The 13,239-nt window shown below is 43.4% G+C and carries 12 protein-coding genes; 5 read left to right on the plus strand and 7 right to left on the minus strand.

The window, feature by feature from the left end; genetic code table 11:
- Positions 1–5 precede the first annotated feature (5 nt).
- Both FTU72_RS08940 and FTU72_RS08945 read left to right on the plus strand, forming a co-directional pair.
- On the plus strand, positions 6–3,617 hold the full coding sequence (locus FTU72_RS08940; protein ID WP_180052726.1) for an AAA family ATPase: 3,612 nt from the start codon (positions 6–8) through the stop codon (positions 3,615–3,617).
- A 3-nt stretch (positions 3,618–3,620) separates the two neighbouring features.
- The gene (locus FTU72_RS08945; RefSeq protein ID WP_180052727.1) at positions 3,621–4,727 is read left to right on the plus strand and encodes an acyltransferase; all 1,107 of its coding nucleotides are present in this window, start codon (positions 3,621–3,623) and stop codon (positions 4,725–4,727) included.
- 31 nt (positions 4,728–4,758) lie between these two features.
- On the opposite strand, the gene FTU72_RS08950 is transcribed toward FTU72_RS08945, so the two are convergent.
- Complete coding sequence (locus FTU72_RS08950) at positions 4,759–5,448, minus strand: YggS family pyridoxal phosphate-dependent enzyme (RefSeq protein WP_166137945.1); 690 nt, start codon at positions 5,446–5,448, stop codon at positions 4,759–4,761.
- Positions 5,449–5,571: 123 nt separating this feature from the next.
- Here FTU72_RS08950 and FTU72_RS08955 point away from each other — a divergent pair, with 123 nt between their 5' ends.
- Both FTU72_RS08955 and FTU72_RS08960 read left to right on the plus strand, forming a co-directional pair.
- Positions 5,572–6,609 (plus strand): type IV pilus twitching motility protein PilT, encoded by a 1,038-nt coding sequence (locus FTU72_RS08955; protein WP_004783232.1) that lies wholly within the window; start codon positions 5,572–5,574, stop codon positions 6,607–6,609.
- 27 nt (positions 6,610–6,636) lie between these two features.
- Positions 6,637–7,758, plus strand: a complete 1,122-nt coding sequence (locus tag FTU72_RS08960; RefSeq protein ID WP_180052728.1) for a PilT/PilU family type 4a pilus ATPase — start codon at positions 6,637–6,639, stop codon at positions 7,756–7,758.
- A 65-nt stretch (positions 7,759–7,823) separates the two neighbouring features.
- On the opposite strand, the gene fur is transcribed toward FTU72_RS08960, so the two are convergent.
- Positions 7,824–8,261, minus strand: coding sequence for a ferric iron uptake transcriptional regulator (gene fur, locus FTU72_RS08965; RefSeq protein ID WP_004783237.1), 438 nt, complete (start codon positions 8,259–8,261; stop codon positions 7,824–7,826).
- A gap of 112 nt (positions 8,262–8,373) precedes the next feature.
- Here fur and FTU72_RS08970 point away from each other — a divergent pair, with 112 nt between their 5' ends.
- Positions 8,374–8,772: an outer membrane protein assembly factor BamE gene (locus tag FTU72_RS08970; protein ID WP_004783238.1), complete on the plus strand. Its 399-nt coding sequence runs from the start codon at positions 8,374–8,376 to the stop codon at positions 8,770–8,772.
- Between the two features lie 103 nt (positions 8,773–8,875).
- Here the strand turns inward: FTU72_RS08970 and FTU72_RS08975 are convergent, their stop codons facing one another.
- The 5 genes from FTU72_RS08975 to argB all read right to left on the minus strand — a co-directional run bounded on the left by FTU72_RS08975 (position 8,876) and on the right by argB (position 13,238).
- Positions 8,876–9,205, minus strand: a complete 330-nt coding sequence (locus FTU72_RS08975; RefSeq protein WP_005221123.1) for an RnfH family protein — start codon at positions 9,203–9,205, stop codon at positions 8,876–8,878.
- The gene (locus FTU72_RS08980) at positions 9,205–10,284 is read right to left on the minus strand and encodes a hypothetical protein (RefSeq protein WP_180052729.1); all 1,080 of its coding nucleotides are present in this window, start codon (positions 10,282–10,284) and stop codon (positions 9,205–9,207) included. The genes FTU72_RS08975 and FTU72_RS08980 overlap by 1 nt, the downstream gene beginning before the upstream one ends.
- 178 nt (positions 10,285–10,462) lie before the next feature.
- Complete coding sequence (locus FTU72_RS08985) at positions 10,463–10,918, minus strand: bacteriohemerythrin (RefSeq protein WP_004783243.1); 456 nt, start codon at positions 10,916–10,918, stop codon at positions 10,463–10,465.
- 294 nt (positions 10,919–11,212) lie between these two features.
- Positions 11,213–12,061 (minus strand): class II glutamine amidotransferase, encoded by an 849-nt coding sequence (locus FTU72_RS08990; RefSeq protein WP_179992931.1) that lies wholly within the window; start codon positions 12,059–12,061, stop codon positions 11,213–11,215.
- Positions 12,062–12,329: 268 nt separating this feature from the next.
- Complete coding sequence (argB, locus tag FTU72_RS08995; protein ID WP_159123314.1) at positions 12,330–13,238, minus strand: acetylglutamate kinase; 909 nt, start codon at positions 13,236–13,238, stop codon at positions 12,330–12,332.
- Position 13,239: the final 1 nt, after the last annotated feature.

Consider the following 13,239-nt stretch of genomic DNA (forward strand, 5'->3'; position numbering starts at 1 on the left):
CAGCCATGAAAATTATCCGTCTGAGCCTAAATAACCTCGCCTCTCTCGCTGGTACGCACCATATTGATTTTGAATCAAATCCTCTGGCACATGCCGGACTGATTGCGATTACTGGAAAAACCGGTGCTGGAAAATCTACCCTGCTCGATGCCATGTGCCTGGCGCTGTACAACGAAATTCCACGTTTAAAAGGCGCGACAGGCAGTCTGAAAGATGCCGGCGGACAGGATGTCTCGATCAAGGATTCCAAAAATATTCTGCGTCGTGGCTGCGTACAGGGTTTTGCCGAGCTTGAATTTATTGCCCTAGACCAGAAACGTTATACCGCACGTTGGGAAATTCGTCGTGCCCGGCAGAAAGTGGATGGTAATTTAAAGGTCGATCGTGCCATTACCTGTCTGGATGATCAACGTGTGTTGAACCAGAAAATTTCTGAATGCACGCCGCTGATTGAAAAACTGGTCGGCTTGAGTTTCGAGCAGTTTACCCGTGCGGTTCTACTAGCACAGTCTGAGGTTGGTGCCTTTCTAAAAGCCAAAGATAATGAACGTGCCGATTTACTCGAATATCTGACCAATTCTCAGATTTTCAGTCTGGTCAGCCAAAAAGCATTTGAAAAACATAGTGAAGTAAAACAAAAACGTGCTGACTTGGAAAAATTAATCGGTCATCTGGAACTGTTATCTGAAGAAGATATTTCTGCCTTACAGCAGCAACACACTACTTTAAAACAAGCGGTTGAGCATCTAAACCAGAGTGAAAAGGTACTGGAAAATGACCTGAAATGGCATCGCCAGCAGCATTATCTTTATACTGAAATTCAGGCAAAAAAAGAAATCTATACGGTTCAACTGGATGCTGAACAGAAGATGGCACCGCAAAAACAGTTATTAGATCAACTGGACCAGTTTCAGCAGATTCGGGAACAGTTTGTCCAGCAACAGCAGTTTCAAAAGCAGCGTAGCTATTTACTGATTGAGCAGCAAAACTTTGTTGCCGAATTCACAGCAGTTCAACAGCAGCGTGATAGCGAACAGTACAAGTTGCAGCACATTCAGCAACAGCAACAACAGCAGCAATATGATTTCCAGAAGATCAAACCTTATCTGGATCAGGGACTCAAGCTGGATCATGAAATGCTATCGATTGGCGATCAGTACAGACAGCTTGCAGCTGAACAGCAGACCTATAGAACCCAGAAGATTCAGCCTGTTCAGAATCAACTGGTGCAGACTGAGCAACGGTTACAACAGGTTCAGGCTCAGTACCAGCAGATTCAAAAGCAACTAGAACAACAGAGCTTTTTAGCGGTTTTTGATGACGAACCGCAGGCGACTCTGCAACGCCTGCGGGACTATCAGGAACTTCACCAGAAATTCATGCGGCAGCACCCGGCACTTTTCCAATCTAGCCGGACTGAACTGGAACAGCAGCAACAGGCTTTATCTGCCAGCTTGCAGGAACTCACTCAGCGCTATACTCATCTGGACCAGCTTGAACAGCAAATCCAACAGTTCCAGACCCAACAACAGCAACTCAGTACCCAGCATTCGAAGCTTGAAGCTTTAATGCGAACCGTACAGCAAATGGCTGGCTTAGAAGCTGAAAGCCTACAATTGAACCGGGATTTAAAAAACCATCATGATCGTTTAAAGCAACTAGAAACTGAGCTGGTTCAATTACAGCAACAACGTCAGGAAGCAGAACAGGCCTTCGAACAATTGCAACAAGTACTGGCTCAGCAACGTTTATTACAGGCACAAAGTGTTCAGGAATTACGTGCACAGCTGAAACCAAATGAGCCTTGTATGGTCTGTGGCAGTCATGAGCATCCTTTTGTACAGCATCAGGAACTGCTAGAAAATGCTTTGCAACAGCTACATGACCAGCAGCTTCAGGAAGCTCAGAAAAAACTACAGCAACTGACTCAGGCATATCAGCAAGCACAAATCCAGCAATCTCAACTACAAACCTTAATTGAGCAACATCAGCAACGCAGCAGTCAGCTCAATACGACACTACAACAGCAGAAGATTCAGTTGAATCAGGACCTTCAGCAATTTGATTTGCTGTTGGATTTAAGCCAGAGTACAGATCATTTGCAGCAACAGCTTGGTCAGCATGTGCTTCAACTTCAACAAGAACAACAGCAGCTAGTCCAGACCCTGCAAAATCAGCAAAGTGACTGGAAACAGTGGCGTCAGCAACAGCAACAGCGGGATCAGCTACTTTTTAGCATGCAGCAGCATTTACAGCTAGAACAAATGATTCATCCGGTTCTTAATCTACTGCCTGAGTCCTTGCAGAAATCCTGGATTACTGATGCCTCATCAAGCTGTCAGCAGTTATCCCAACAACTGCAACAACGTCAGAAACAGTCTCAGGAATTCAAAACCCTAGAGACTCACATCCAAAGCTTAAACCAGCAGATTGAAAAAACACGTGATCAGCTCAGCCTGCATCAACAATATGATGCACAGTTACAGCAAAAGATGGATACGGCGCTGAATATGGGTAAAGCGCTACGTGAACAGCTCAACCATCTGACCCTTACCCATGCCGGTCAGACATATCCTAAGGCACAAGAATGGCGTGACCGTTTGGAGCAACAACAACAGGCGTTGGATGAACAGCTACGGGCACAGAGTCTGATGACCCAGCAGCATGATCAGCGTTTACAACAGGCGGAACTGAAAAAACAGAGTTTCATCACCCAGATTCAGCAACTGGAACAGCAGATCAAGCAATGCCAGCAATCTATTCAGGACTGGCAAAATACACATCCTGCTTTTGATGCTGAACATATCCAGCATTGCCTGAATATTGATTTACAACAGCATCAGCAAATTCGCCAGCAATTACAGGCACAACATCAGGCGGTTGAAAATGCCAAAACGGCTTGGGACATTCTGGAAGAACAATATCAGCATCATTTGAAATCCAAGCCTGAACTTAGCTTTGAAGAAGTTGAACTGCGCTTAAGTAGTCTGGCACAGGAAAAAGCTGAACAGGAAAATGCCTGTAATGAGGTTGCCACCAAATTAAGAATACATGCCAATAATCAATCGACCTTACAACGCTACCAGCATCAGATTGAACAGGTCAAAACTGAAGAATATCGTTGGGGTCGGATCTATGACCTGATCGGCCATAAGGAAGGCACCAAATTCCAGAAAATCGCGCAGGAACATCACCTGGATATTCTGGTCGAATATGCCAATCAGCAATTACAGCCCCTGGCGCCGCGTTATCAGCTGTACCGGATTCCAGACAGTTTAAGTCTGGCGATTATCGATCTGGATATGAACAGCGAAGTGCGTCCTGTCCTGTCACTCTCTGGCGGTGAAACCTTCCTGGTCTCTCTGGCTCTGGCCTTGGCGATTGCCAATATGGCTTCCGGCTCAATGAAACTAGAATCGCTATTTATTGATGAAGGTTTTGGTACTTTAGACCCGGCTTCCTTACATATGGTCATGAATGCACTGGATCATTTGCAGAGTCAGGGCCGTAAAGTGGTGCTAATTTCACATGTACAGGAGATGCATGAACGGATTCCGGTTCAGATTCAGGTTAAACCGGTCGGTGCCGGTGCCAGTACCATTCAGATTATAGGTTAAAGCATGAGCTCTATCCCGAACAAGCTCTCGCCCTATTTCAGCTTACAACTTGAGAGCTTACGGGGTATCAGTGCCATTGTGGTGCTATTCAGTCATAGTTTTCAGGCTTTTATCGCGCCTTTTGATCTGAGCCTATATTCCTGGGTACGTCTATTAGGCCAGGCTGCTGTGATGATCTTTTTTGTGCTCAGTGGCTATTTAATCGGGACTTCGGTCCAGAACAACATCCAACAACATGAAAATTTTAATCTGCGGCAGTATATACGGCAGCGTTATCGGCGCATTTTACCGCCCTTTCTGTTTGCATCCGCTTTCAGTCTGATTCTATATGCGCTAGCACCTACATTTTTTGCTTCACATAGCCATGAGTTCCAGAACAGTTTTGGCATGATGATTCGGACTGCATATAACATTGACACTCAGGATTTTTTAGGTTCTTTATTCTTTCTAAACGGCTTTATTACACCGACGGTATCTGCCAATGCACCGCTCTGGAGCCTGAGTTTTGAAGTCTGGTTTTATGTGCTGGCCGGATTTCTGCCTTTTTTAAAAGATTCTGGAATCGCTAAAATCGGCTTTTTTATCTTGCTTCTAGGGCTTTCAATACTGAACTTTCAGTTCCTGTTTTATTTTCTGCTCTGGCTAGTTGCCTTTGCCAGTTCATTCCAGCAGATCCAGCTGCGTTTTTTGAGTCGACTACAACTCGTTAAATTAGTACTCTTTGGCTTGGCGTTTATAATTGCCTGTGCGGATGCTTACCAGTTTCATGTCATTGAACAGGCTGACTTATATCGTGTAAATTATTTTGTGCCGTTTAACCTGTGTATGGGGCTCGCCTTTGTCTGCTGGATTGTGCAGCTGCAACATCAACAAAGCCAATATCAACCAGTTTGGCCTCAGTCTGCAAATTTCTCCTATACACTTTATGTCACTCATTTCCCTTTACTGCTTTTTATTCTAGGCTGCTTTCCTGCAACGCTTGATCATGGTCTTGAGGGTGCCGTTTTATCCTTATTTATGAGCATGTGCAGCTTAATTTTCTTTGCCTGGCTTATGGCCCAATGGCTGGAACCCCAAAGAAAAAAAGCGTTATCAACTACTCTGCAATAACGCTTTCCCAAAACTCAATTGTCAGTACAAATCAGTCCGCTTTTTTAGGACGTGCGCCAAACAAGGCAGTTCCCACACGTACCATGGTAGAACCTGCTGCAATCGCCTCAGTCATGTCGGCAGACATTCCCATACTTAAAGTATCCCAGTCTTCAGGTTTTGCATGTTGGCTTTTGACCTCTTCGAACAAGGCTTTGGCATCTGCGAAAGCCTGAGTATTTTCTGGCGCAGGAATGACCATCAGACCACGTAAGCGCAAATTCGGTAATTGACTAATCTGTGCAACCAGATCAGCTACTTCCTCAGGCTGACAACCGTCCTTGCTATCCTGTCCATCAATATTGACTTGCAGACAGATATTAAGCGCAGCTTGAGAATCACTACGCTGATTAGATAAACGTTCAGCAATAATCAGACGATCTACTCCATGCACCCAAGCAAAATTTTCTGCCAGGTGTTTGGTCTTATTGCGCTGCACATGACCGATAAAATGCCACTCAATATCCAGGTCTTTGAGTGCCGTGATTTTTTCCAGTGCTTCCTGTAAATAGTTTTCACCAAAGGCACGCTGACCAGCCTGATACATTTCTGCCAGCACAGGGCTAGGCTGGGTTTTGGAGACGGCCAGAAGTTGCACCAAATCCGGCTCACGCCCCGCCAGAGCGCAGGCGGACTGGATCTGAGCTAAAACCTGATTTCGTGACTGTTGCAGCATATTCATTGATGGGGTTCTCATTTCGTGCGGATTTTTTTCCCTTGCTCATCAACTAAGTGTTGGTTAAGCTGTGGGAAAGCCTTATTATTCTAGCAAAATAAATAACATTTTAATGAACTCGGGGACCTTATGGATATTACAGAACTGTTAGCCTTTTCTGCTAAAAATGGTGCGTCGGATTTACACTTATCAGCAGGTTTACCACCCATGATTCGTGTGGACGGGGAAGTACGCCGCATCAACCTGCCTGCACTAGAACATAAAGAAGTACACAAACTAGTGTACGACATCATGAACGACAAGCAACGCCGTGATTATGAAGAAAATCTGGAAACTGACTTCTCTTTTGAAGTTCCAGGTGTGGCCCGTTTCCGTGTGAACGCATTTAACCAGAACCGCGGTGCAGGCGCAGTATTCCGTACCATTCCATCTAAAGTACTGACCATTGAAGATCTAGGCATGGGTCAGATCTTTAAAGATATCTGCGAATATCCACGTGGTATTGTACTGGTGACAGGACCAACCGGTTCGGGTAAATCAACGACGCTTGCAGCGATGCTGGACTATATCAATGACAACCGCTATGACCATATCCTGACCGTCGAAGATCCAATCGAATTTGTACACCAATCAAAAAAATGTCTGATCAACCAGCGTGAAGTACATCGTGACACGCATGGATTTAATGAAGCATTACGTTCTGCATTACGTGAAGACCCGGATATTATTCTGGTCGGTGAGATGCGTGACCTTGAAACCATCCGTCTGGCACTCACTGCTGCGGAAACCGGTCACTTGGTCTTCGGTACCCTGCATACCACCTCAGCAGCAAAAACCATTGACCGTGTGATTGACGTATTCCCTGCTGAAGAAAAGGACATGGTGCGTGCCATGTTGTCTGAATCGCTGCAAGCTGTTATTTCGCAAACCCTATTGAAGAAAAATGGGGGTGGTCGTGTGGCTGCACACGAAATCATGATCGGTATTCCGGCGATCCGTAACCTGATCCGTGAAAACAAAGTGGCACAGATGTACTCTGCGATTCAAACCGGTGCCAACTATGGCATGACCACGCTGGATCAAAGCCTGAAAACGCTGGTATCGAAAGGGATTATCAGTCCGCAAGTCGCCCGTACTGCAGCAAAACAGCCTGAATCATTCTTATAAAAATAATTAATTTTTTGGGGTTTTATCATGGACTTTAACGGCTTACTCAACTACATGGTAGAGAAAAAGGCCTCGGATCTGTTCATTACAGCCGATGTTGAACCCTCTATCAAAATTAATGGTCAGATTGTACCGATTGGCTCGGTAAAATTACCGGGTGCAGCTGTGGGACAGCTACTTAACTCAATCATGACCGAGAAGCAGCGCAAGGAATTTGCGGACACACGCGAGTGTAACTTCGCCATCAGCAACCCGGACAAATCGGCACGTTTCCGTGTCAGCGCATTCCAGCAACGCGATCAGCCAGGTATGGTACTGCGTCGTATTGAAACCGTCATTCCGACTATGGATGAGCTGAAATTACCGCCTATTCTAAAAGAATTGGCAATGACCAAACGCGGTATCATTATTTTTGTGGGTGCAACCGGTACGGGTAAATCGACTTCCCTCGCCTCTTTGATTGGCTACCGTAATGAAAATTCCAAAGGTCATATCATTACCATTGAAGACCCGATCGAATTTGTGCACCAGCATAAAGGCTGTATCATTACTCAGCGCGAAGTCGGTATCGATACTGACTCCTTTGAAGTGGCATTGAAAAATACCCTGCGTCAGGCACCAGATGTGATTCTGATCGGTGAGATCCGTTCTCGTGAAACCATGGACTATGCAATTGCCTTTGCGGAAACCGGTCACCTGGTTTTTGCGACCCTGCACGCCAACAACGCCAACCAGGCCATCGACCGTATCATTCACTTCTTCGAAGCCGACCGTCACAGCCAGCTGTTTATGGATCTGTCCCTGAACATGAAAGCCATTGTGGCACAGCAGCTAATTCCAACTATCGATAGTAATGGCCGCCGTGCAGCGATTGAAATCCTGATCAATTCGCCATTGATTGCGGATCTGATCCGTAAGGGCGATGTGCATGAAATCAAGGATTTGATGAAACGTTCACGTGAACTGGGCATGCAAACCTTCGACCAGGCATTATATGACCTGTATAAGGCCAAGCAGATTAGCTATAAAGATGCACTAAAACACGCCGACTCACCAAACGACCTGCGTCTGCAAATCAAACTGTCAGAAGAAGGTGGCGAGCATTTATTACGTGCGCATTCCAATATTACTTTTGATGGTCAAACCTGATCATTTTCAAAGCAAAAAAAACAGGCTTTTAATAAAGCCTGTTTTTATTTCAGCCTAAAGCTGAATTATTTCTTACGGTAAGCTTCCTGACATTCAGGCGCGTCACAATAACCGTAAAGATTAAGTGAATGACCAGTCAATGCAAAGCCAAATTTCTTCGCAACTTCGTGTTGTTCATGTTCAATAACATCATTCGTAAATTCAACGACTTTGTTGCAATTTTGACAAACCAAGTGATCGTGGTGATCTTCCTGCATAATTTCAAAAACTGAGTGATTATTTTCAAAATTATGACGCTCGATAATCCCTGCTGCCTCAAATTGTGTTAACACACGATACACAGTTGCAAGACCCACATCTTCCCCTTGTTCGAGTAAAGTCTTATAAATGTCTTCAGCGCTAAGGTGATGCCGTCTAGAGTTTTCTAATAGTTCTAATATTTTAATTCGTGGAAGGGTAACTTTCAGTCCAGCTTTTCGTAAATCTTGGTTTGAAATAGGCATGTAAAAAGGTCTCTCAACAAAATCAAAGTTGGAATAGGCAACAAAGTTTAGATGCAGTATGATCTATCCTTGGATCAAATGCATCATAATTAATTTGGGATAGTGTAGCAAAATGCAAAAAATCATGCTGACGTTATTCGTCACTTCATTGCTTGTCGGCTGTTCGACATTAGGTGTGTACAAAGTTGATATTCCTCAAGGAACACCTTTAACTCAAGCACAAGCCTCTAAAATTCAGGTAGGAATGAGCCACCAACAGGTGCGTTTCCTGCTCGGTAGTCCAACAGTATCTGATCCGCTCAATCCGCTACGCTGGGACTACATCTACAACTATACCCCAGGAACCTATGCTAAAAAAGCCAAGATCCCAGCAGCCCAAGGCCAGCATCTAAAAATTTACTTTAATCAGTCTGGTATCGTAGAGCGTATTGAAGGTCTGGAAACCATTCCAGAATCTCAGCCAGGTTTACCAGGTTCCAAAGAAGCGATCTTAAATGCCCCACCACTATAATCGGTTTTGCATAAAAAAACCCCTGTATGATCAGGGGTTTTTTTAATTAAATAGATTGATTTATCAAATAATCAGACCATCTGTTCAATAAAGCCACATTCCACTAATCGGAACGTTTATTTTGCTTGAAACGGTTACCTTTGGCATAACGTCCTACCGGATTCTTCTCAGCGCGTTTACGGCGGATATCCTTGGGATTAATGGTTAAAGCACGATAAATCTCTACCCGGTCCCCTGCTGCCAATGGCTGGGTATGATCCTGTAGCTTAGCGCCAAAAATACCCAGATTCAGAGGTTCAGGCAATTCCACCTGTGCACGGATTCCGCTTTGCTCAATTGCATCCAATGCAGTCATGCCGGGCTGGAAAGGTACAGCAATATGAAACTGTTGTTCCGGGGTAGCATAGGCCACCCAGATCATTGCCTCAGTCATCAGAAAAATTGTCCTAATACCGCAACAATCGCCAGAATAATTGATACTGGTAAGACAATACGAACCGCAATACGCCAGATGTTATACACTGCTTCTGAGCTAAAGTTCATCGATTTACGTAAATGGCTGATCTTCATGATCCAGCCAGCAAACAAGGCATAAATCAGACTGATCACCAGTCCCCAAAGAATCAGCAGATTATTGAAAATTATAGCAACATTTGGAATTAACCAGACCAAGGTGGCAGCGATCACAATCGCCCACTGAATGATAATATTCATTTGACGTTGCTGTAATTGCTCACGTGCCATTTGCATAAGCAAAGCAGCGGCTGCGACAATGGCTGCGATTAAAGCAAATGCAGGGATTTCAGCTTTTACTGCAAAGAAACCAAAGGCGATGATCGCTAATAGCTGCGCGACCCAAATCGGTAAAGCAGTTTTAGTCGCAACATCTTGCTGTTTTACGACAGTCAGACTTGATTGCCAATACAGCCCCATACCTAGACCACTCGCCACCAAAGCCAATACTGTGGCATTGCCCCATTCTACGAATTGGACGGGTGTTACCTGCCAAGCCGGTAATTCAGTTCCTATGACATTCGCCATAATCAAAGATGCAAGCACGCCGATCGCAGTAATCCCAACCAAAATTAAACGTGGTACCAGCGATAAAACAAATGCAGCAATCGCCAGCACAACGAAAATCACTGGCTGCTGAACATCGAGATTGGCCACTGCAATCACATTAGAAGCATAATTGAGCATTGCACCCGCAAGGAATGGAATAAATACAACTGCCAGCCAGCCGACGATCCGCCAGCGCTGAGAACTATCAGCTTCACGGGTAAGGCTCGACAATGCCTGTAGTGCAGTGGTTTTTGAACGTTTCGCCAGCGCTATTTCCAGATAACAGACTGGAAGAGCCAGTATTAGCATGGTTGCTAACCACAACATCCAGAAATCAAGCTGACGGTCAATCTGAATACCTGTTATCGGTGCGAGTGTCGCAATGATAAGGAAGGATAAACAGAAAGCCATCAGAGGCGATAACCATTTTGACATAGCATTGTCCTGCATGATGTATTCCTATAAAAATCTAGCGCTATTTTGCCTTGTGAGGCGATGAAAATCAAAAACAAAAAAGCAAACCACCATGCCCGTGATTTGCTGCGCAAATTTATTATTAAGCTTTATTTTTGTTATTAAGCTTTATTTTTTATTTTCCCGATTTGTCTTTATTTTAACAACAATCGAGTTATGAGAAGAAACGGGCAAACCAGTTTTTACCCTTTTTCTTTTCCTTATCTTTAATAATTCCCATCATATTTTCTTTTACTGCACCGACATAATCCGCATCATCGTGCTGAATATGATTGATCAGCCATTTAGATAATACTTCATGTAATTCCGCTTCAATAGATTGGCCCAATTCAAAACGGTCACGATAAGATTCAATCTTTTTAATAAATAGGTCATGCACACGTTTATGTGGCACACGATATTTATAACCCGCTTCTTCCTGAAGTGATTCTTCAAAGGTAAAATGCGACTGGGTATAATCAATAATATTTTCTAGAATCTGTTTAATACGAGCACGATCGGTATTGGCATCAATTCCATCAATCTCATTGATATAATCGAGAATTCGTTTGTGCTGATCGTCAATCACATCGATACCAGTATTATAATCTGGAACCCATTTCATTTTCATTACGACCACCTATTGATATTAATGATTTATCGCTTGAAAAAGATCATATATCTAATTGATTTAAATAAAAATGAAGTAAATCGGTTGGTTTTCAGTTTATTTTCTACTTAATTAATGTAAATCATTGTTTATCCAATCAATTATATTTTAAACCCGACCACAAGAATAAAGTATTTTTTGATCGATTTTATATTTCATGGTTTATTTATTTTAATGATTTCACTATAAAATAAATATCAAATTCAAAAAAACAGGAGCGATGTCCTGTTTTTTAATATCGAATTTTAACCAGATTTAATATAAATCTGCTTTAGTCACTCTTTTAAGCGAAGGATCCAAACGTTCTCTTTCCAGACGGGCGACATGTGTCAATTGGGAACGATATTTGGCTCCATCTCTGAACAAAATCATTTCACCTTCCTGAAATGCTGTCCATTCTTCATTCTGCGTTAGCGGCTCTGTGGTAATCACAGCGACCCGATCTTCAGGCGTGGTGACTTGGCTAAAATCAACTTCAACTTCGATATCAATCAGTTGGGCTGGCTTAAATGGATATTTACGAACCAGCCAATGCAGTTTAGTCGTTGCATAGGTAAATAAAGCCTGACCATTGGATAAACAGAAATTAAAAGTGCCATGCTCTGCAATGGATGGAGAAATCTCGGCCAACAAATCAAAAACCTGATCCAGCTTCGGTTCATCATAACCAAAATGTTTCACCAGCTGATCCAGCAAATAACAGAAAGCACGCTCACTGTCAGTATTGCCAACTGGCGTAAAACGTCCAGAAAGCTCAGGTAAAAAATCTTTTAAATCACCATTATGAGCAAAGATCCATTGTCGTCCCCATAATTCACGGCTAAACGGATGCGAATTTTCCAGATTAATTTTGCCTTGTGTCGCTTTACGGATATGTGCAATTACATTACGGGATTTGATTGGATAATTGCGCACTAGTTCTGCAATCGGTGACTCAACAGCAGACTGATTATCAACGAATAATCGGCAGGCCTTATCCTCAAAGAAAGCAATCCCAAAACCATCAGAATGATCTGAGGTAATCCCCGCCCGCTGAGAAAAACCTCGAAATGAAAAGGTAATATCTGTTGGTGTCGCACAATTCATTCCAAGTAGCTGGCACATAATCTTCATTCAGGTCACAGAGTGTTCTTAAGGTTATTGTGCATCACAGGCTGAACCTTTTCAAATCTCGATCATTGCAATGCTATGCGCTAAAAATGCTAATAAACTATTTTTTTATATTTAATTTAGCAAAAGGAGTTTAAGCTTCAAAACTTAGCTTAAAAATAAATACTTTAGATTTAACTTTCATATTTCTAGTGATCAAAATCTTAAAATAAAAGAAATAAAAAAGAGCCTCAAGTGAGACTCTTTGATATTCAATTTATCTTTATGGACGATGTGGATTAGAACGATTGGTAATTAAAGTTCCTACACCATGATCAGTAAAGATTTCTAACAGGCTGGCATGTGGTACGCGACCATCCACGATATGTGCACTGATCACGCCGCCTTTTACTGCGTCAAGCGCACAGCCGACTTTAGGAATCATGCCGCCATAGATCACACCTGTTTCGATCAGACGATCAACTTCCTGAGTCGTTAAACCGGTCAGCAGATTTTTATTTTCGTCGAGCACCCCCGTAATATTGGTCAGAAGAATCAGCTTTTCTGCCCCTAATGCTTCTGCCACTTTACCCGCGACTAGATCCGCATTGATATTATAGGTATTGCCTTCTTCATCGACACCGAGTGGCGCAATCACCGGAATAAAGTCACTGTTGGTAAACATTTCCAGTACGTCAGTTTTCACGCCAACGACTTCACCCACCATACCCAGGTCCACTTTTTGGATTGAACCGTCTTCAGCCGTCTTTTCCATTAACAGCTTTTTGGCGCGTAACAGGTTGCCATCTTTACCGGTTAAACCAATTGCACGGCCACCATGTTTGTTGATCAGGTTCACAATTGATTTGTTTACGCTACCGCCCAGAACCATTTCAACCACTTCCATGGTTGCCGGATCTGTCACGCGCATACCGTCAATACGGTCAGATTCACGGCCTAGCTGTTTCAGCATAGAATCGACTTGTGGACCACCGCCGTGTACCACAATCGGGTTTAAACCCACTGTTTTTAATAAAACGATGTCACGTGCAAAAGAGCTTTCTAGCTCAGGATCCGTCATCGCGTTGCCACCGTATTTTACCACCAGGGTTTTACCCGCAAAGCGTTGGATATACGGCAAAGCTTCAGTTAAAATTTGTGCTTTGTCGATGCCTGTATGCTGATTTGGCATT

Source organism: Acinetobacter sp. YH12137 (assembly GCF_013418535.1).
Classification (GTDB): domain Bacteria; phylum Pseudomonadota; class Gammaproteobacteria; order Pseudomonadales; family Moraxellaceae; genus Acinetobacter.

Coding starts and splice junctions, on each gene's coding strand:
- FTU72_RS08940 (WP_180052726.1), top strand. CDS start 6: ATGAAAATTATCCGTCTGAGCCTAAATAACCTCGCCTCTCTCGCTGGT.
- FTU72_RS08945 (WP_180052727.1), top strand. CDS start 3,621: ATGAGCTCTATCCCGAACAAGCTCTCGCCCTATTTCAGCTTACAACTT.
- FTU72_RS08950 (WP_166137945.1), bottom strand. CDS start 5,448: ATGAATATGCTGCAACAGTCACGAAATCAGGTTTTAGCTCAGATCCAG.
- FTU72_RS08955 (WP_004783232.1), top strand. CDS start 5,572: ATGGATATTACAGAACTGTTAGCCTTTTCTGCTAAAAATGGTGCGTCG.
- FTU72_RS08960 (WP_180052728.1), top strand. CDS start 6,637: ATGGACTTTAACGGCTTACTCAACTACATGGTAGAGAAAAAGGCCTCG.
- fur (WP_004783237.1), bottom strand. CDS start 8,261: ATGCCTATTTCAAACCAAGATTTACGAAAAGCTGGACTGAAAGTTACC.
- FTU72_RS08970 (WP_004783238.1), top strand. CDS start 8,374: ATGCAAAAAATCATGCTGACGTTATTCGTCACTTCATTGCTTGTCGGC.
- FTU72_RS08975 (WP_005221123.1), bottom strand. CDS start 9,205: ATGACTGAGGCAATGATCTGGGTGGCCTATGCTACCCCGGAACAACAG.
- FTU72_RS08980 (WP_180052729.1), bottom strand. CDS start 10,284: ATGCAGGACAATGCTATGTCAAAATGGTTATCGCCTCTGATGGCTTTC.
- FTU72_RS08985 (WP_004783243.1), bottom strand. CDS start 10,918: ATGAAAATGAAATGGGTTCCAGATTATAATACTGGTATCGATGTGATT.
- FTU72_RS08990 (WP_179992931.1), bottom strand. CDS start 12,061: ATGTGCCAGCTACTTGGAATGAATTGTGCGACACCAACAGATATTACC.
- argB (WP_159123314.1), bottom strand. CDS start 13,238: ATGCCAAATCAGCATACAGGCATCGACAAAGCACAAATTTTAACTGAA.